The 16,327-nt window shown below is 44.6% G+C and carries 20 protein-coding genes and 1 pseudogene; 6 read left to right on the forward strand and 15 right to left on the reverse strand.

Going from position 1 to position 16,327, the window contains the following annotated elements; all coding sequences use genetic code 11:
- Nucleotides 1-13: 13 nt before the first annotated feature.
- Nucleotides 14-1,462: an ABC transporter substrate-binding protein gene (locus KXU80_RS15785; RefSeq protein WP_219834216.1), complete on the reverse strand. Its 1,449-nt coding sequence runs from the start codon at nt 1,460-1,462 to the stop codon at nt 14-16.
- 207 nt (nt 1,463-1,669) lie between these two features.
- Complete coding sequence (locus KXU80_RS15790; RefSeq protein WP_219834218.1) at nt 1,670-2,683, reverse strand: alcohol dehydrogenase; 1,014 nt, start codon at nt 2,681-2,683, stop codon at nt 1,670-1,672.
- 202 nt (nt 2,684-2,885) lie between these two features.
- Between KXU80_RS15790 and KXU80_RS15795 the strand changes: the two genes are divergently transcribed.
- Entirely contained in the window at nt 2,886-3,755 is an 870-nt protein-coding gene (locus tag KXU80_RS15795; protein WP_219834219.1) for a LysR family transcriptional regulator, read from the forward strand.
- A 736-nt stretch (nt 3,756-4,491) separates the two neighbouring features.
- Nucleotides 4,492-5,079: a DJ-1/PfpI family protein gene (locus KXU80_RS15800; RefSeq protein ID WP_219834220.1), complete on the forward strand. Its 588-nt coding sequence runs from the start codon at nt 4,492-4,494 to the stop codon at nt 5,077-5,079.
- A gap of 136 nt (nt 5,080-5,215) precedes the next feature.
- Here the strand turns inward: KXU80_RS15800 and KXU80_RS15805 are convergent, their stop codons facing one another.
- The 5 genes from KXU80_RS15805 to KXU80_RS15825 all read right to left on the reverse strand — a co-directional run bounded on the left by KXU80_RS15805 (nt 5,216) and on the right by KXU80_RS15825 (nt 7,672).
- The gene (locus KXU80_RS15805; protein WP_219834221.1) at nt 5,216-5,812 is read right to left on the reverse strand and encodes a nitroreductase family protein; all 597 of its coding nucleotides are present in this window, start codon (nt 5,810-5,812) and stop codon (nt 5,216-5,218) included.
- Between the two features lie 142 nt (nt 5,813-5,954).
- Nucleotides 5,955-6,257 (reverse strand): VOC family protein, encoded by a 303-nt coding sequence (locus KXU80_RS15810; RefSeq protein ID WP_258171029.1) that lies wholly within the window; start codon nt 6,255-6,257, stop codon nt 5,955-5,957.
- A gap of 44 nt (nt 6,258-6,301) precedes the next feature.
- A complete protein-coding gene (locus tag KXU80_RS15815; protein ID WP_219834223.1) occupies nt 6,302-6,601 on the reverse strand; it encodes a winged helix-turn-helix transcriptional regulator in 300 nt (99 codons plus the stop codon).
- 83 nt (nt 6,602-6,684) lie between these two features.
- Nucleotides 6,685-7,128, reverse strand: a complete 444-nt coding sequence (locus tag KXU80_RS15820; protein WP_219834224.1) for a MarR family winged helix-turn-helix transcriptional regulator — start codon at nt 7,126-7,128, stop codon at nt 6,685-6,687.
- A gap of 184 nt (nt 7,129-7,312) precedes the next feature.
- The gene (locus KXU80_RS15825) at nt 7,313-7,672 is read right to left on the reverse strand and encodes a MerR family transcriptional regulator (RefSeq protein WP_219834225.1); all 360 of its coding nucleotides are present in this window, start codon (nt 7,670-7,672) and stop codon (nt 7,313-7,315) included.
- Nucleotides 7,673-7,775: 103 nt separating this feature from the next.
- Between KXU80_RS15825 and KXU80_RS15830 the strand changes: the two genes are divergently transcribed.
- Nucleotides 7,776-8,486, forward strand: a complete 711-nt coding sequence (locus tag KXU80_RS15830; protein ID WP_219834226.1) for an SDR family NAD(P)-dependent oxidoreductase — start codon at nt 7,776-7,778, stop codon at nt 8,484-8,486.
- 114 nt (nt 8,487-8,600) lie between these two features.
- Here the strand turns inward: KXU80_RS15830 and KXU80_RS15835 are convergent, their stop codons facing one another.
- Nucleotides 8,601-9,044 carry a DUF2663 family protein gene (locus tag KXU80_RS15835; protein WP_219834227.1) on the reverse strand — a complete coding sequence of 148 codons (444 nt, stop codon included), beginning with the start codon at nt 9,042-9,044 and terminating at the stop codon, nt 8,601-8,603.
- Between the two features lie 301 nt (nt 9,045-9,345).
- Here KXU80_RS15835 and KXU80_RS15840 point away from each other — a divergent pair, with 301 nt between their 5' ends.
- Genes KXU80_RS15840 through KXU80_RS15850 form a run of 3 tightly spaced genes read left to right on the forward strand, consistent with a single transcriptional unit; the run spans nt 9,346 to nt 13,087 of the window.
- Nucleotides 9,346-10,803 (forward strand): spore germination protein, encoded by a 1,458-nt coding sequence (locus tag KXU80_RS15840; RefSeq protein WP_219834228.1) that lies wholly within the window; start codon nt 9,346-9,348, stop codon nt 10,801-10,803.
- Nucleotides 10,803-11,981 carry a Ger(x)C family spore germination protein gene (locus KXU80_RS15845; RefSeq protein ID WP_219834229.1) on the forward strand — a complete coding sequence of 393 codons (1,179 nt, stop codon included), beginning with the start codon at nt 10,803-10,805 and terminating at the stop codon, nt 11,979-11,981. Before KXU80_RS15840 ends, KXU80_RS15845 begins: the two co-directional genes overlap by 1 nt.
- Nucleotides 11,978-13,087 (forward strand): GerAB/ArcD/ProY family transporter, encoded by a 1,110-nt coding sequence (locus KXU80_RS15850; protein ID WP_219834230.1) that lies wholly within the window; start codon nt 11,978-11,980, stop codon nt 13,085-13,087. The genes KXU80_RS15845 and KXU80_RS15850 overlap by 4 nt, the downstream gene beginning before the upstream one ends.
- Nucleotides 13,088-13,191: 104 nt before the next feature.
- Here the strand turns inward: KXU80_RS15850 and KXU80_RS15855 are convergent, their stop codons facing one another.
- From KXU80_RS15855 to msrA, 7 genes and pseudogenes are all read right to left on the reverse strand, one after another.
- Nucleotides 13,192-13,740 (reverse strand): pyridoxamine 5'-phosphate oxidase family protein, encoded by a 549-nt coding sequence (locus KXU80_RS15855; RefSeq protein WP_219834231.1) that lies wholly within the window; start codon nt 13,738-13,740, stop codon nt 13,192-13,194.
- A gap of 150 nt (nt 13,741-13,890) precedes the next feature.
- A complete protein-coding gene (locus KXU80_RS15860) occupies nt 13,891-14,142 on the reverse strand; it encodes a hypothetical protein (protein WP_258171030.1) in 252 nt (83 codons plus the stop codon).
- 291 nt (nt 14,143-14,433) lie between these two features.
- On the reverse strand, nt 14,434-14,889 hold the full coding sequence (gene msrB / locus KXU80_RS28300; protein ID WP_219834233.1) for a peptide-methionine (R)-S-oxide reductase MsrB: 456 nt from the start codon (nt 14,887-14,889) through the stop codon (nt 14,434-14,436).
- Between the two features lie 3 nt (nt 14,890-14,892).
- Nucleotides 14,893-15,105: a peptide-methionine (S)-S-oxide reductase gene (locus tag KXU80_RS28485; RefSeq protein ID WP_374987707.1), complete on the reverse strand. Its 213-nt coding sequence runs from the start codon at nt 15,103-15,105 to the stop codon at nt 14,893-14,895.
- Complete coding sequence (locus KXU80_RS28305; protein ID WP_308858093.1) at nt 15,008-15,223, reverse strand: peptide-methionine (S)-S-oxide reductase; 216 nt, start codon at nt 15,221-15,223, stop codon at nt 15,008-15,010. Before KXU80_RS28305 ends, KXU80_RS28485 begins: the two co-directional genes overlap by 98 nt.
- 68 nt (nt 15,224-15,291) lie before the next feature.
- A complete protein-coding gene (locus KXU80_RS28310) occupies nt 15,292-15,420 on the reverse strand; it encodes a peptide-methionine (R)-S-oxide reductase (RefSeq protein WP_374987791.1) in 129 nt (42 codons plus the stop codon).
- A 204-nt stretch (nt 15,421-15,624) separates the two neighbouring features.
- Nucleotides 15,625-16,224 (reverse strand): annotated as a pseudogene (gene msrA / locus KXU80_RS28110) (peptide-methionine (S)-S-oxide reductase MsrA); the annotation flags it as partial.
- Between the last annotated feature and the right edge of the window lie 103 nt (nt 16,225-16,327).

Consider the following 16,327-nt stretch of genomic DNA (forward strand, 5'->3'; position numbering starts at 1 on the left):
CTTCTGCTCCTTCTTATTCGCTTTCGATGCCAAGCTGATCCTTGACCTGCTGTTTGAAGGTTTCGATCGCTTTGGCCCGGTCCTTCTTGCCCGCGGTGAATTCGCGTACTTGATCGCGCCAGAGCTTGTTGATCGTTTCGTCGAACTGGGTCAGGTTCTTGCCTGAAGCGTTGGCGTTCGCCGGAACGAACACGTCGAACATGTTCTGGCCGCCGAGCAGCGGTACTTCGCCGTGCGACTTCGCCATGACGACGGACGATGCGACGCTGTCCTTCGTGCCCTGCTCGCCCGCCTTCATCGTGCCGTTCGCCCAGTACGATTGGAGGCCCGTATCGGAGGTATCGAGCGTTACCCATTTAACAAAGTCCGAAACGGCTTTTGTCTTGGCATCGTTCTTCGTTACGTCCTTGTTGGCAAGGAGCCAGGTACCGCCCCAGAAGAAGCCTGTCGGCGGCTCGGTAACTGCCCAGTCGCCGTTCGTGCCTTTCACTTGGCCGTTCATGACATAGTTGATGAGCCAAGCGGGGCCGAAGAAACCAAAGACCGGTTTGGCGCCGGTGCCGGACATATCCGCATACCAAGCTTCCGTCCAATCCTGCGTATCGTTGTGATAGCCATTGTCTTTCAGCTTCTTGGAGAGATCCAGGAACTGCTCGCGCTTCGGATCGATATGGAGCTTGCCATCGACAATCCAACCCTTATCGGAGCTGTTCTCGATCGGGTGCCAAATATCGCCGTCGCCGGAAACGATGCCGTAGCCTTTGGCTTTCAGCTTCGCGGCTGCATCGAAGAATTTATCCCAGCCAGGCCCTACCGCCGTTTTGATGGTTGCCGGGTCGTCCGTACCGAAAACATCCTTAGCAATGGAGCGGCGATAGATAAACGCACCGCCTGTCGCTTGATAGCCAAGGCCTTTCAATTGGCCGTCTTTGCTGCCGATATCTACCGAGTATGGGGCGATGCCTGCGTCCTTCACCAACTGGTCGTCCAGGCCGAGGTCCGCATAGTTGGCGGCATAGCTGGATGCGTCGCCTTGCGTATATTTGAGCACGAACGCCGATTCGGCTGCATAAATGTCCGGCGCATCTTTGCCGCCGGCAGCCAGAGCCTGGTCAAGCGCAGGCTGGTAGGCGCCATCGGTCGTAGCAATCACCGTCGTTTTGAATTCCACATTGGCGTCAGGATGCGTTTCGATATACTTCTTGGTCATGTTCGGAATTTCATCCGTGAAGCTCCAGAGGTTGATGGTGACTTTCTCGCCGCTAGCGGCTGGTTCTGTGTTCGTGTTGGCTGCTTGCGTTGTATTTGTGGTTGTGTTTGCGTTCGTGCTGGCAGCGTTTGCATTTGTGTTTGCGTTGGTTGAATTGGAGCCAGAATTGGAATTGCTGCCGCATGCAGCAAGAGCAGACGACATGACAAGGAGTGTGGAGATCCCGACTAAACCGCGTTTCATACGTTTCATACATTGCCTCCCCTTTTTCTTCGTTTCTTATTTTTGTAACCGCATACATAATTATAGACCCAAGGGACTTCGGGCATAAGGAACCGCTCATTGGGGAAACTTCCACTTTTTTTGGGTTTAGCCATCCTCGGACTCCTTCTTCCTGGCACATGACAAAAAACCATCACCCCTGCCGGGTGATGGTTTGAAAACACGAATTACGATCCTTTACATCTTAAGAACGACACGGAATCTGGCGTCCCCTTCGATCATTCTATTGTAGGCTTGATTAACTTCCTCGAGGGGATAAACTTCAGTCATCGGCATTGTGTTAAAGAGAGCGCTGAAGTTTAGCGTGTCTTCAGCATCTTTCGCATGCCCAGTGAGCCATCCTTGTACCGCTATTTGATCCATGAGCATTTGTCCACTCGATAACACAATGGGATCCTGCGTCGCTGCGATAATAAACATTTTTCCGTTTCGCGCCAATCCATTCACAAGGGAGGACATCGCTTTACCATTTGGGGCAGTAGCCAAAATAACGCGCGCTCCGCCTAATTTCTTCAATTCAGCACCAGCGTCAGTAGTAGCCGTATCGATGTAAACATGCGCACCCAGTTGATGCGCCAATTCTCTCTTGTCTTCTCCGCGCGAGAGAGCGACTGTCTTGTAGCCGAATTTATTCGCGTATTGCAGCGCCATGTGGCCTAAGCCGCCAACACCTTGTATAGCGACGACATCGCCAGGGCGTGCCCCACTGTTTCGCAAAGCATTAAATGTCGTAAGTCCTGCACATAATAATGGCGCTGCGTCAACGGTTGATAATTCATCCGGAATTAGTGCAACTGCTTCTTGGGGGGCCACCATATACTCGGCATAGCCGCCATCATAAGAAATGCCGCAGATCAACCGATTGTCGCAGTTAATAAAGTCGCCTGCACGACACGAATCACAGTGGAAACACTGCCCCCCATGCCAGCCAACACCAACTCGTTGACCGACTTGCCACGACGTGACGCCTTCGCCAATTTTGTCAATGACGCCAGCGACTTCATGCCCGGGAATCCTAGGATAGGGTATTCCAGGAAGTACGCCTTCCTTTACAATCTGGTCACTGTGACAAATTCCGCACGCTTCAACCCGAATCCTTACATAACCTCGATGCGGCTCCGGTATTTCTTTTGTGATTATTTCAAAATCATCACCGGGTTTATTTACTACTGCAGCTTTCATCGTTCTCATGGAGATTCCTCCTCCTATATGATTGTCAATTTGGGAATAATCGTTCTATAATGTGCAAAAAGAGAGACAAATATTCTGCCGTTCGGTTTTCAGCGAATGCCCGTATTAAGATCGATTCATTTGATAATAACGTGACCTGGAGCGTTACGGAACTTCCTTTATGTTGGATGGGTATTACATTTCGTTATAGGAGGGTTGCAAGATGCAGGTGGAATGGTTCCGGAGTTTCATGGAATCGGCAAAATGGAAGAGCTTGTCCAAAGCTGCCGACAAACTTAACTTGTCCCAGCCGGCGCTCAGCAAGCACATTCGGCAGCTGGAAGCTGCCTACGACGTCGAGCTGTTCCGTCGAACCGCCGCAGGTGTAGCTTTGACGGAAGCCGGCAGTCGATTTATGGAGAAAATTATTCCTGTCTTACAGTCGCTTGAGACCATTGAAGCAGAAATGCGGCAATATGCGGCTGGGCCGGGCTATACGCTCGGCAGTCTTCCAGGCATCGTGACGCACTTACTCCCCGGACGGCTGCGCGATTACCACGCCTCCGGTTATCCGATTACAGTCAAGGTCCGGCAGACATCAATCGAGCTGCGAGAAGAAATGCAGGAAGGCGTTCTCGACGCCGCCCTCATGGATGCGGCTTTCGTCGGGGGACGGCTGTGGAGCAAGGAGCTGTTTACCGAAGGCTCTATAGCCATTCTTCCAGAAGGCCATACGCTTCGAGGACGAAACACGCTGAGCCTGGAGGAGCTGAAAGACGAGCTTTTCGTGTTTGCGACGCAAAAATGCGAAACCCACACACAGTTCAGAACGGTCGCGGAAAATTACGGCTACCGCCCCGACATTAAGCTGGAAGTTGACGAGAATAATGAATTTCTGCTCAACGTTGCCGTTGGCACCGGCATAACTGTGCTGCCCGAACTGTTTCGGGCTGAGGCGGAACTGCTAGGCTTGCACGCCGTACCCCTAGCAGTACCTGAATTGCGCCGTACAGTCGTTCTCGCCGCACGAACTGCCGATATAGGCTCGAAACTATACAGAATGCTGAGTGACAAGCCTATTCCGACCGCATGATGGATTTAAGCACAGAAAAAGTCCCGAGGATGTTTCATCGGGACTTTTTCTGGTTGTATACCGAACGAGGTATTAGTGTCTTGAGAAGATAAAGTATTAGCTGAAAAATAAAGTATTAGACTGTGAAAATAAAGTTGTAGATTGCGGCGGGCGTTAAGCTAGCTAGCAGGTTAACGATTCCGTGCAACAAATATAATGATATGCGTATGTTTATCGTTTTTATTTGGATGTAGCTCAAAACAGAAAAATGAGACAAGAACCTCTTCTTTGCATCATGGGCGTATGAGTTCATTATTTACAATGGTGATATCTATAGAATCACCTCTGAAAATGTAACAGATGTTGGAAAATAGATTGGAACTGTTACAAATTATTCAATTACTGAGGGCACCTACTCTGGAAATTTTTCAAATAAGTACCCTGTTGGAACGAAGTATTTTGAAGTTACAGGAGTAGATACGAATAAATCGATTGCAATACAGTTTGAGAATAGCTATATAGGAACGGATGACCAAGGAAAATATGGCGAAATATAATATGTGTTGCTTAAAGCTAAACGGGAAACGTTAGTTCAAGTCTTCATGGAGCAGTTTGCCCGGCGGCAGCTGCTCCATTTTCATTAACAGACAGAATTGCGTGGAATAGCGTTAAAGTACATTAGAACACACTAGAAGTCCATGGATAGAATCTTCTTCAACTGATAGACTTCAAAGAAAAAACGTTGAGGTGACAACTTATGAAAAACATAGCAATTTTAATATTTGACGACATTACTGTACTTGACTTTACTGGTCCTTTTGAAGTTTTTAGTCAAGCCAAAAGAAATAATGATATCAATATATTTACTGTGGCAGAAGAATTAAACCCTATATATTCCAACGGAAACTTAAGCATCAACCCCAATTACTGTTTTTCCAATTGTCCAAAGCCTGATATCTTAATAATTCCCGGTGGTGTTGGAACACGGAGAGAAATGGACAATACCCGTTTAATAGCGTGGATTAAGAGTATGCATAATGAAGTTGAACAGCTTTTATCGGTATGTTCTGGTGCTTTGTTATTAGCTAAAGCCGATCTCCTTGAAGGACTTAAGGTAACGACACATCATAACGTATTTGACTTGTTAGAGAATATTGTACCATCGTCAACAATAGTTGAAAGAAATAAGCGGTATATTGATAATGGAAAAATCATAATTTCTGCTGGAGTAAGTGCGGGTATCGACATGTCATTATATGTAGTAGAGAAGATCTTTGGAAGGGATAGAGCACTAGAAACAGCAAGCGGAATGGAATACGATTGGAATGAAATTACTGTTAATTAGTGCCTTTGTTTAATTAACAGGAAACGATAATTGAATGTTAATTAAAACAGCGGCCCGTCTAGGACATTATCTCCGCATCCTAGTCAGCCGCTGCATTCATCAGATCAGTCTAAAACATATTATTTTTTACGAACACTTAGAAAAACTTCACACGGTCCGACTGCGGCATAAATTCCTTGTCGCCCGGTACGGAAGTCGGTTTTCCGAATGGCATTTGCGCAATCAGCTTCCATTCCCCCGGAAGTTGCCAGTTTTGCGCGACTTCAGCATCGATAAGTGGATTGTAGTGCTGCAAAGAAGCTCCGAGACCTTCTGCGACAAGCGCCGTCCAAATTACGTGCTGCAGCATGCCCGAGGACTGGTTCGACCAGATCGGGAAATTGTCGGCATAAGACGCAAATTTCTCTTGCAAGCCCTTCACGACAGTTTGGTCTTCAAAAAATAAGATCGTACCGTAGCCGTTCGCAAAACCGTTGATTCTTTCTTCGGTCGCTGCGAAATTTTCGGCGGGAACGATTTTTCTGAGCGTTTCTTTCGTAATGTTCCATAGTTTGTCCGATTGTTCTCCGAAAAGAACGACTACGCGCGAGCTTTGCGAATTGAATGCGGACGGGGTATGATTGACGGCTTCGCCTACGATTTCCTTGACCCGGTCTACAGATACAACGATTTCCTTGCTCAGCCCGTAGAAGGTGCGTCTAGCTTTGACAGCTTCCAAAAACAATTTGCTCATGTTGATCTCTCCTCGATAATATTAAAGTATTAAATCTTAAATTTAAGATACATTAGACTGAGATACATGTCAACGCATGTTTAATTTTCATGTAATAATCCGCGATGCTTCTGGCCTCGAAGTTCGGATATTAGGGCCATGATCATCCCCTATCATATTGCAGGTTCCACCCGATGCCGTTGCGATCCGTTACAGCCGCAAAAAGTCCGCCGATGGGAGCCTCCATTAATGGCTTGACGATCTTGCCCCCAGCCGCCAATGCCTCATAAGCACTGCGAATTTTTTCTTCAGAATCGAATCGGATTACCGGCTCTCCGCTGAATATACTTTGATAAAACGCGATTTCGTTTTTACAATTGCCTTCGGCAATCCATCTTTTACTCGTATCCCCGGTTCCAAAATCGCCGTTAAAATAAAAGGGAACATTCCCCTCAACTCCGCTCATGTTTTTCACCTCCTTTCAAACACGTCTCAAACATCGTCCATTCGCTAACAGTCAATATATTGGCTTATCCATCGTTCGAATGCTTCGACTGTTGGCCGCATCGCTTCCCCTTTATCCGTCAATGCATATTCCACGCGCATTGGGCTCTCGGGGTACATATGACGCAAGATCAAGTTCTTGGCTTCAAACATACGCAGCCGATCGGTCAAGATCGTGCTGGAAATCGGCAGGGTTCTCTTGATATCCGAATTACGTTTCGGACCGCTCATTAATTCCTTCACGATGTCATAATTCCATCTGCCGAATAGCAGCCGGCAATCAGCTTTGAATTTGTTTTTATCCATGTCGTTTCTCCGTATAACCGGAGCTCCTTTTTAGTAAATATGATGACAATCAATATATTGACTAATTACCTAAAAATTTTTCGTTACGTCTCTTTTTTCATATTTCCGATCATTTTTTCAAGAAAGCTGCTGAACGATGCCAATTCATGCGCGGAAAATCCTTTAAATGTACGTTCCATCTTCGGCACGGAATATTCATTGACATTGGCCAGCGCCTCTTTTCCTTCGTTGGTGATGCTGACTTTGGTGACGCGTCTGTCCTGCGGAGACTCGTAAGTCGCGACGAATCCGTTTTGTTTCAGCCGCTGCACCATGCCTGTCATATTTTGCTTGGTCACAAGCATGTTGTTCCCCAATTCTTTGAAGGATAGATCGCCGGCTTCCGAAAGAGCGCGAAGAATAAACCATTGGTGCTGGCTGGTCAAACCGGCTTGCGAGGACAAACTGTGGCCGATACGTTCTAATAATACATTTGCCCGGAAAACGTTGTCGATAATCTCTAGTCGTTCGTCATGGTGCTCAGTCATTGAATCAACCTCAATAGTCAATTAGTTGACTTTATTATAGAAGTCAGGAACGGCTCTGTCAATGGCAACCACTGCAGGTTAGCATGTCTGCTGGCCGTTCTTTTTGTTGTTTTTTAAGGGAATAGTTGATCAATTGCATGTGGAATGTGGTCTTCATCGCTGTTGATTGAACTTACCCGTTCGTTCAGTAATTCTCACCGCGGTAATAACGATCAATCTTATGCTCCAAGTGAGCAAGCTGCGCTTTCTTCTCCTCCATATCGCCCAGAAGCTTTTGCTTCTGGTCTTGAATGAGCTTAATTCTCTGAGGGAGGGTCGTGGTTCCGGTTTTAACCATCTCATAGTACTGCTTGATGTCTTCCACACCCATTCCGGTTTTGCGCAAACATTTGATGAATACCAACCAATTCAGCTCGTTCTCGGTGTAGAGACGATTATTTTTTTCGCTTCGCGCAGCCGGTTCTAACAGTCCTTTTCTTTCATAGAAACGAATCGCTCCGATGTTCAATCCCGCTTCCTTCGCCACTTGTCCGATCGTAAACATATTGTCCCCCGCGTATATAAAATTTTTCGTTGACCTACACTTAGTGTAGCATAGTACATTATCAATTATGAAACGAAAAACATGCAAGGAAAGAGGGATTCTATTGAACAAGACGGCATTTGTAACAGGAGCTAATAAAGGAATCGGATTCGAGATCGCAAAACAGCTAGGCGAAAAAGGCTGGCGTGTGGTCCTTGGCGCCCGCGACACCGAACGGGGCGAAACAGCCGTTTCTGAACTGGCCGCCCAAGGGCTCGACGCGGCGTTTGTTCAAATCGATATGGCCGATTTGGAGAAGATTGAGCAAGCTGCGCACATGATTAAAGCGAAATATCCGGAGTTAAAGCTTCTGGTCAATAACGCCGGCATGCCGGGCGCTTTTTCTCGCTCTTTTACGGATACGAAAGAAGAAGATCTGCGTAACGCCTTTGAAGTGAATTTCTTCGGAACCTACCGATTAAACCAGCTCTTGTTCCCGTTAATCAAGGATAACGAAGCCACTGTAGTAAACGTAACAACCGACATGGCTTCCCTTGACCATATGCAAAACGCGGAATTTACGTTAAACGCATTCGACTATAATTCGTCTAAAACAGCCAACAATGCCATGACCGTTTCTATGGCCTATGAAGTAAGAAACAGCGGCGCCCAAGTATTTGCGGTGACGCCGGGCTTTACTACGACGGATCTGAACGGCAATGCTGAAGGCGGTAAGTCTAAAGCGGAAGGCGCTGCAATTATCGTAGAATATGCAACGGATGGTAAACGTCACAACGGTGAATTCCTGAACGCGCAAGGCGTTCTCCCGTGGTAACCCTTCGTCCGTTATACAACCCCTTAAAAGTCGCTTAACAAAAGCCAGCAGCCCTTCGGCTGCTGGCTTTTTGCTATGATCCCATTCAATAAATTGCGTGATTCAATGAACTTGTTAGGATGAATAATAAATATCGACGTCAGTTTCTTCTTTTACCATTCGTGTAATGGTATCTCTTAGGTCAGAATTATTCGTCTTCACCCAGGAGGTTCTTAATTTATCAACAATCTCAATACGCAAGGCTTTAACCTTATCTTTTGCCTTTTTCAATCTTTTAGCCTGATCTACGATTAACATGATGAGCCCGATTGCAACGAAAAATAATAAGCTAACGCTTTTACTGCCCAAGAATAGTTCTAATAGCGCCATCGCATCCCCGCCAGCTGGGACTAGAATGGTTTTATTGAAAGCCATGAAAAATAGGATGCCGACGCCTATAAGAACAGCCCAATAAATGCTTAAAAGCCTGGCATGACGAGTCTCGTCTTGTTTCCTGCTTCTGAGTTTATTTAACTTGTCTTTGGAATCTTGCGACAAATTTAGAGCATTCCATGGCATCGATATGAACCTCCATCCGATATAGACAACCTTATTAATAAATATGCGACATTGGATTAAAGATTCGTAGTTACCTATGTAAAAGTGAGCTGCCAGCTCGCGTGTAGGCCTTATGAATAATCCAAAGTTGTTTGAGAAATGCTAACCGCATTGCTAATAATAACCAGTTTATTTGTACTGTAAAATTTTTTAGTGGAGGTGGACAGCCCTGTCTACTGTACAAAGTTCAAGTCCTAACCGTACATCTCCTGAAAAAGCACTCAGTGACCCGCTAAGCAAGTCTTTAGAGAAGAATGAACTTATGATCAAAAGTATTTTAAATAATTGTTATGATATCGTCTATCGACGTATACAAATATTCGGACAAATCAATGTTTTATTCGTTTATTTGGATGGTTTGGTGGATACCAAAGCACTAGAAAACAATTTACTTAAACCTTGGATGTTAGGTACTCCCCGTCCAGAATTGGGTGAGCTAAAGTCTCTGGATCTAATGTTAGAACAGTTGGTTTCCACCGCAAAAATAAAAACAACCGAGATCATGGATGAAACCATACAAAGTATTTTATCCGGTAATGTAGTTATCCTACCGGAAGGAGTAAACCATGCAGTTATCGCGAAATTGATAGGCTTTGAACACCGAGCCGTTGAGGAGCCCTCAAGTGAGACGACGATTCGGGGACCAAAAGAGGGCTTTACGGAGTGTATAACCGTAAACACAAGCATGCTGCGAAGGAAAATTCATAGCCCAAAACTTAAACTGGAGTCTCTGACCATTGGCAATCTATCGAAAACAACAATTGTCATCGCTTACATTGAAGGGATCGTTAAAAATACGATTCTTGAAGAAGTTCGTAAACGAATCAGCCAAATTGAAATCGATACGGTACTCGATGGGGCTTTTATCGAGGAATTCATTGAAGATAAGCCGTTCACCTTATTCCCGCAAGTGCAGAATACCGAACGTCCGGATATTGTTGCCTCATGTCTTGCAGAAAGGAAAGTAGCGGTTTTTATTGACGGCACACCGTTTGTACTTATTGTACCCTGCACGTTCTGGAACTCATTTCAATCGGCTGATGATTATTATGAGCGATTTATTTACGCTACCATTATCCGTTCATTACGAATGATTTTGATTACCACTTCACTTTATTTACCTTCTATATATGTTGCAATCTCAACGTTTCATCCTCAACTATTACCTACAAATTTTTTGATCAGTATTACCTCCGCTCGGGAAGGGGTTCCCTTTCCAGCTGTCATTGAAGCCTTATTGATCGAATTTCTATTCGAGGGCTTACGCGAGGCTGGAATACGAATGCCACGGCAAAATGGTTCGGCAATCAGTATTGTTGGGGCTCTGGTTCTTGGACAAGCGGCCGTTCAGGCAGGGATCATATCCGCTCCGATCGTCATTGTTGTTTCTCTGACTGGCATTGCTTCCCTCATCACCCCGCGGTACAGCATGGGAACGGCATTTCGAGTACTCCGTTTCCCGATGCTTATTTTTTCAGGGATGTTCGGATTATACGGAGTTACGATGGCCTCTATATTCCTTCTCATTCACCTCATCAATCTGGAATCATTTGGAGTGCCTTATTTAAGTCCGATAGCTCCCCTATCAAGATCTGAATTAAAAGATGTACTCATCCGCGCGCCATGGTGGAAAATGGGTGCTATTCCGTTATCCTTTCGACGACATTTTCGATTTTCCAAAGGTCAAAAACCAGGTGAAAATCAAGGAGACTCCGCATAATGAAACATCGCCCGACAGCTATTATTTTATTACTATCCTGCATCGTAATAACTACGGGTTGTTGGGATCGTATAGAAATATCGGATAGAGTATTTGATCTTGCTGCGTCGGCTGATCTTAACGAGAATGGAACGACTTTAATTGCCGCTCAATTTATTGCCCCCTCCAAAATAGAACAAAGCTCAAAAGGAGGTGCCGGTGGTGACAAACCTTACTTTATTGAGTCAGGCAGTGGTAAAACGCCTCTTGAAGCTATACAAAGAATGAGACAAAAACTTTCTAGAATTATAACCCGCGGTCATCGACGCAATTATTATTTTGGAGAAAAACTGGCTAAACATGGCGTGAAGGATTTACTGGATGCTTTTACGCGAGATCCGGGCAATCGAATGCGACTGGACATTTGGGTGGTCAAGGGAAATACCGGCTTACACGCTTTGCAAGTACCCTACCCCCTGGAGAAAATCCCTTCCGTCGCACCACTCAAGATACATAAAGCAGTTGGAGGGACTGCGGGTACAACCTATCTCGACTTTATCATGACTTCAAGTACGGAAGGAGAATGTCCCACTCTGCCTGTAGTTGACATTGTAACGGGTAATACCCAAACAAAAACGATCCGATTTTATGGTCGTGCTATTTTTAACCATGATTATAAATTAGTTGGTTATTTGAATTTTGTTGAAGGCGCTTATCGACAGTGGATTCTCAAACGAATATCTTACCTTGATTTAGTGGAATATGTCCCCAAAGCAGGTGGGAGTGTTGGTGTAGTGGTTACAAAATTCGGAAGTAAACTAAAGAGCAGCGTAACACAAGAAAATAAGTTGAAGATGGAAATTGAGCTCAGCGGTCTGGGACATATTGTAGAGAATAATACGAACCTGGATCTAATAGAGCTGAAAAATTTAAATCTTGTGCAGAACAGCATCAACGAGAAAATGAGCGAACATGTTCTTAAAATGATCACTAAAGTCCAAAAACAATATGGCACGGATGTATTTGGTTTCATTCAGGCCCTGAACCGCCAGCATCCAAGGGAATGGAGTAAATTAAAAGGGCGTTGGGATCAAATATTTCCAAATATTGAAGTTACCGTTAAAGTAAATGTAAATTTAAAATATATTGGTCTCGTAGGGCCGCCGCTTCAATTTAAGGAAAGTGAGGTTAGAAAATGAAAATTTCTGGATATCAACTCTTTTGGATGGTTTTTACGATGGCATTTGGAATGACGGCACTTTTCACCATCCCTTGGCCCGTCGCTCTTGCCAAACAAGATGCTTGGATATCAATGATCGCAGCGTCCTTGATCAGCTTATTTACTACTTTCGTAGCCGTTAAACTAAGTCTCCTTTATCCTGGGCAAAGCTTTGTTCAATACAGTCAGTTAATTCTCGGAAAGTGGCTGGGAAAAACCATACTCGTTTCTTACTTTCTGATGTGGCTTTCCATGACAGGAATCATTTTAAGGGAATATGCTGACTTTGTTTTCCTTGCTTTATTTAGTACGACACCTTTATGGACTATTATTCTCATTATGTTAGGTGCAAGCGTATATGTCACCTATTCTGGGGGTGTAAGAAGTATCGGTCGTTGCAGCGAAATCATCGGCCCTATTTGCGTTATAGGAAGTATTCTCATCATTGTATTTAGTGTAAATGATTGGGACTGGCTTAGATTACTTCCTGTTTACGCTAACACGGGGTTCGTTCCTATAATGAAAGGAAGTACACTTCCTGCTTCTTTCTTAGGTGAATCATTTATGGTGGTCATGTTTATACCCTTTATGTTAAAGTCCAATCGAGCCCAGATCTCATCCTTATTAGGGGTTTTATTCGCTTCAGTCGCTGCCTTGGCAATGACATTAGTTGTCATTTTGATCTTTGGTCCGAATATACCGGCTAGATTGATTTATCCCCTTTATTCAGCTGTTACGTATATTTCTGTAATGGAATTTATTCAGAATGTCGATGTGCTGGCTGTCTTACTTTGGATCATCAGCATCTTCATTAAACTATCCCTTTATTTATTCATTACCAGCTATGGTACCGCACAATTTTTTCATATAAAAAAGTGGAAAAACGCAATTTACTTGATCGCACCTATGGCTTTTATCATTTCATTGCTGCCGCGAAACTTTAACATTGAAATGAGCTACACGAAGTTTTGGCTTGCAGTGATTTATCCCATAAATATCATAGGCATTCCTTTATTATTGTGGATTGTGGGTACCATTCGTAAAAAACACATGCAAAATAGCGAGCTCACGCCGACTTCTCAATAATTACGAACGAATCCATACTAGACTAAACGGCCTCAATCCGAAGAGATCAGGACCGAAGCCGCTCAGAAGTTGTTTGATTTCCTGGAAATATGCCACGCTCTGTGTTACGCCCGGTCGGTATGAACAGTTTTGCCATCGTAGAACATACGCCCCGGAATTTCTTCTTTCTCTTTGGCCGCCACGGAGGCTGCAATTAATTTGTAAATAGCGGTTGGGCTCCCCAAGGGGGAAACATATCGTTCCAAATGAGTCCGCCCCAGCGGTCGATCATAGTAGCCTGGCACATACTTGTTCAGCATGATCTCCATGGCTTCCGTTGCTTCATCTAAATCGTTGACGCGAAGTAGGGTTCCTTCAATGATGACACTCCTATAGGCGGTATCTGTCTTGGCGGGTATCGGACTCGTGATGGTCCCATAATTCTCGCTAACGGTAAAGCAGGCTCGGGGGTTATGCTCGATATAAGTGACTTTTCTTCCTTTTTCCGCCCCGTGAAAATATATATTGTCTTTCAGCCAAACGAAATTGAGCGGAATGACATAAGGGACATCCTCTGAAGATAACCCGAAAAATCCAACCCGGGCTTGTTCGAGAAAATGTTGTATTTTTACAGCATCGGTACAATTGCGTTTCTCATTGCGCATAGCAAACATCGTATTTGACACCTTTCACGTTTAGGATCTTTCTTAACTGCCGTTTATCCAGGGAACTTCACTGGCGCAGGCAGATGAGAGTAGACTAATAATGAGTAAAATGAGTATGGCTTGAATATAACGCTTGGCTGTCATTAGAACCCTCCTGGGCTATCGAAACCATTTCACATAAGCTTTCATAATTTGACCTGCGATGCCACCTTGAAATAACTTCTCACGCCAATATTGATCCACTGTTTTCATTAACGCTTCGGTGTGGGCAGGGTACGGGTGGACTACATGCGAAATATCGGGAAGCTTGTGACCAAAGCGCTTCATAAATACGGCTTGCTGCATCCAATCCCCCGCTCCGTTCCCGACAGCATGTGCACCCAAGATCCTGCCTTTCCGACTTGTAATCACCTTCCCATCCGAATGCTAATATCCAATCCCTTATGCGCTCAGGACTGAGATGCAGAACCTTGTGATTAAACCATAATAAACCTACCACGACTACGATAAGCGACAATGGTTTGATTTGCCTAAATAGAGGTTTCATGCTTGTCGCCTTTTCGTTATCCATATTAATAATGTCTTCCATTTACTAATTTTTTTATCACGTTAAAAAACAGCAGCCTAGATTAGAACTGCTGTTTTTCACTGCTTTTGTCAGTTCAGGACGTTATTCATGATGTTAACGACCGTGATGCTAGCTTAATCGTTAAAATGCTCGACGTAAGAACCGTAACCCCTTTTTTCAAGATCAGCTTTCGGAATAAATTCCATGGCTGCAGAGTTAACGCAGAACCGCAGCCCCGTTGGCTGAGGCCCGTCTTTGAATACGTCACCCAGGAAGGAATCCGCATGCAGACTTCTTACTTGAGACCCAAAAAAGAATTTGCGTTTAAGGACAACATTGTTTGAATCCAATGGCTTTGAAAAACTAGGCCAGCCTGTCTGTGCATCGTATTTGTCCTTCGAGCTAAACAACGGCTCACCAGAAACAATATCTACGTAGATTCCCTCTTCTTCGTTATCCCAATATTCATTATTAAACGGTTGTTCGTCCATGCCGCGTTGCGTTACGTTGTACTGATGTACAGTCAACGTCTTCAACTTTTCTTCCTTGTTGAAATCTCCATTAAAGCCTGCCGTTAAGTTAGTCGTCATTTTTTACCTCCCAAGTTTATTCAGAAATGAAGAAAAACGGACTTTTTTGTAATAATTCTGATGTTCGTCCTCGGCTTTGTAGAACGTTGTTACAGCAGCAATCTTCGTTGCAATCGGTTTATCGAACCGTTGATTCGAGATGACCCGTAGTGTTAGAAACGACTTCGTTATAAGCCGGATTTTTTGTGTGTCCGCCCGTATAACCTGCGTATACATTCAAGACGCCGTCCAGCTTTTGAAAAGTATCTTGCATATGCCAGAAGCAACCGCCAGCAAAAACAGCTGTTTCGGAAGGCATTGTTGCGTTTTCCTTTCCTGCCCTAGAACCTTTCATTTAAACATCTCCAGTATTTATTAATTTAATCCATTTATTTTCATGGCTATTGTTCGTTAAATTGCAAGTTATAAGCCCCGTATCCCCTTTTTTCGAGATCGGCTGCCGCCTGAAACAATATCCACGTAAATGCCTTCTTCTTTGTTATCCCAATATTCGTTATGAAATGGCGGCTCATCCCTACCGTTCTGAGTCACGTTATATTGCAGCTTAGTCAGCTTCCTCAGTTTTTCCTCCTTATTAAATCCATTATTGTCTGCTTTTGCAGGAACTATGACTTCCCGATCGTTGCCCCAGTGTTTTTCTAAAAAGCCGTTGCGGCCAGAGGCGAGCTCGCTGTATTTGTAACGAATGGGTTTCGTTTTGTAGTAATCCTGATGTTCTTCTTCGGCTTTGTAGAACGTGGACGCAGCCGCAAGTTTCGTTACAATCGGTTCATCGAATCTTTTCGAGGCTTCCAATTCATCCCAGGATGCTTCGGCCTGCTCTTGCTGTTCCTTGCTTGTGTAAAAAATAGCAGATTGGTATTCATTCCCACGATCACCGAATTGACCTCCTGCATCCGTAGGATCAACGTTTCGCCAAAAAACTTGAAGCAATTTGTCATACGTAATCTGCTAAGGGTTATAACGCACTTCCACGGATTCGAGATGACCTGTTGTCTCGGAACCGACTTCTTCATAAGTAGGATTTTCCTTGTGTCCTCCCGTATAACCGGTTTCAACGCTTAAGACGCCATTCATCTTCTCGAATGCCTCTTCCATATGCCAAAAGCAACCATCCGCAAAAATAGCGATTTCGTAAGGCGTACCCGAAACTTCATTGGCTGTAGCTAAAAGTACTTGAGCCTTCACGATTGCATTTTTATGAATCGAGCTGTAAATGAAGTAACCTGCAAGAACGAACAGAGCAACGGGTAACACATATAATCTACGTTTCTTGGCTTTCAAACCCGCTTCACCTCTGTTGTATTTGTTGGAGATGCTGCGGCCACAGTACATGGCGGCCCAGAACGGGCCGACGAGTGTGGCTTTAGCCTCACTGATCGGATTCAAATCGATATCGCGTGTAACGTGAGCCGACGAGCATCCGTACGAGTGAAGT

It is taken from the genome of Paenibacillus sp. R14(2021) (genome assembly GCF_019431355.1).
In the GTDB taxonomy this organism is placed as follows: Bacteria; Bacillota; Bacilli; order Paenibacillales; family Paenibacillaceae; genus Paenibacillus_Z.

Bases quoted from the DNA above. Each gene is read 5' to 3' on its own strand.
- KXU80_RS15785 (WP_219834216.1), bottom strand. From the start codon at position 1,462: ATGAAACGTATGAAACGCGGTTTAGTCGGGATCTCCACACTCCTTGTC.
- KXU80_RS15790 (WP_219834218.1), bottom strand. From the start codon at position 2,683: ATGAGAACGATGAAAGCTGCAGTAGTAAATAAACCCGGTGATGATTTT.
- KXU80_RS15795 (WP_219834219.1), top strand. From the start codon at position 2,886: ATGCAGGTGGAATGGTTCCGGAGTTTCATGGAATCGGCAAAATGGAAG.
- KXU80_RS15800 (WP_219834220.1), top strand. From the start codon at position 4,492: ATGAAAAACATAGCAATTTTAATATTTGACGACATTACTGTACTTGAC.
- KXU80_RS15805 (WP_219834221.1), bottom strand. From the start codon at position 5,812: ATGAGCAAATTGTTTTTGGAAGCTGTCAAAGCTAGACGCACCTTCTAC.
- KXU80_RS15810 (WP_258171029.1), bottom strand. From the start codon at position 6,257: ATGAGCGGAGTTGAGGGGAATGTTCCCTTTTATTTTAACGGCGATTTT.
- KXU80_RS15815 (WP_219834223.1), bottom strand. From the start codon at position 6,601: ATGGATAAAAACAAATTCAAAGCTGATTGCCGGCTGCTATTCGGCAGA.
- KXU80_RS15820 (WP_219834224.1), bottom strand. From the start codon at position 7,128: ATGACTGAGCACCATGACGAACGACTAGAGATTATCGACAACGTTTTC.
- KXU80_RS15825 (WP_219834225.1), bottom strand. From the start codon at position 7,672: ATGTTTACGATCGGACAAGTGGCGAAGGAAGCGGGATTGAACATCGGA.
- KXU80_RS15835 (WP_219834227.1), bottom strand. From the start codon at position 9,044: ATGCCATGGAATGCTCTAAATTTGTCGCAAGATTCCAAAGACAAGTTA.
- KXU80_RS15840 (WP_219834228.1), top strand. From the start codon at position 9,346: ATGATCAAAAGTATTTTAAATAATTGTTATGATATCGTCTATCGACGT.
- KXU80_RS15845 (WP_219834229.1), top strand. From the start codon at position 10,803: ATGAAACATCGCCCGACAGCTATTATTTTATTACTATCCTGCATCGTA.
- KXU80_RS15850 (WP_219834230.1), top strand. From the start codon at position 11,978: ATGAAAATTTCTGGATATCAACTCTTTTGGATGGTTTTTACGATGGCA.
- KXU80_RS15855 (WP_219834231.1), bottom strand. From the start codon at position 13,740: ATGTTTGCTATGCGCAATGAGAAACGCAATTGTACCGATGCTGTAAAA.
- msrB (WP_219834233.1), bottom strand. From the start codon at position 14,889: ATGACGACTAACTTAACGGCAGGCTTTAATGGAGATTTCAACAAGGAA.
- KXU80_RS28485 (WP_374987707.1), bottom strand. From the start codon at position 15,105: ATGTATACGCAGGTTATACGGGCGGACACACAAAAAATCCGGCTTATA.
- KXU80_RS28305 (WP_308858093.1), bottom strand. From the start codon at position 15,223: ATGAAAGGTTCTAGGGCAGGAAAGGAAAACGCAACAATGCCTTCCGAA.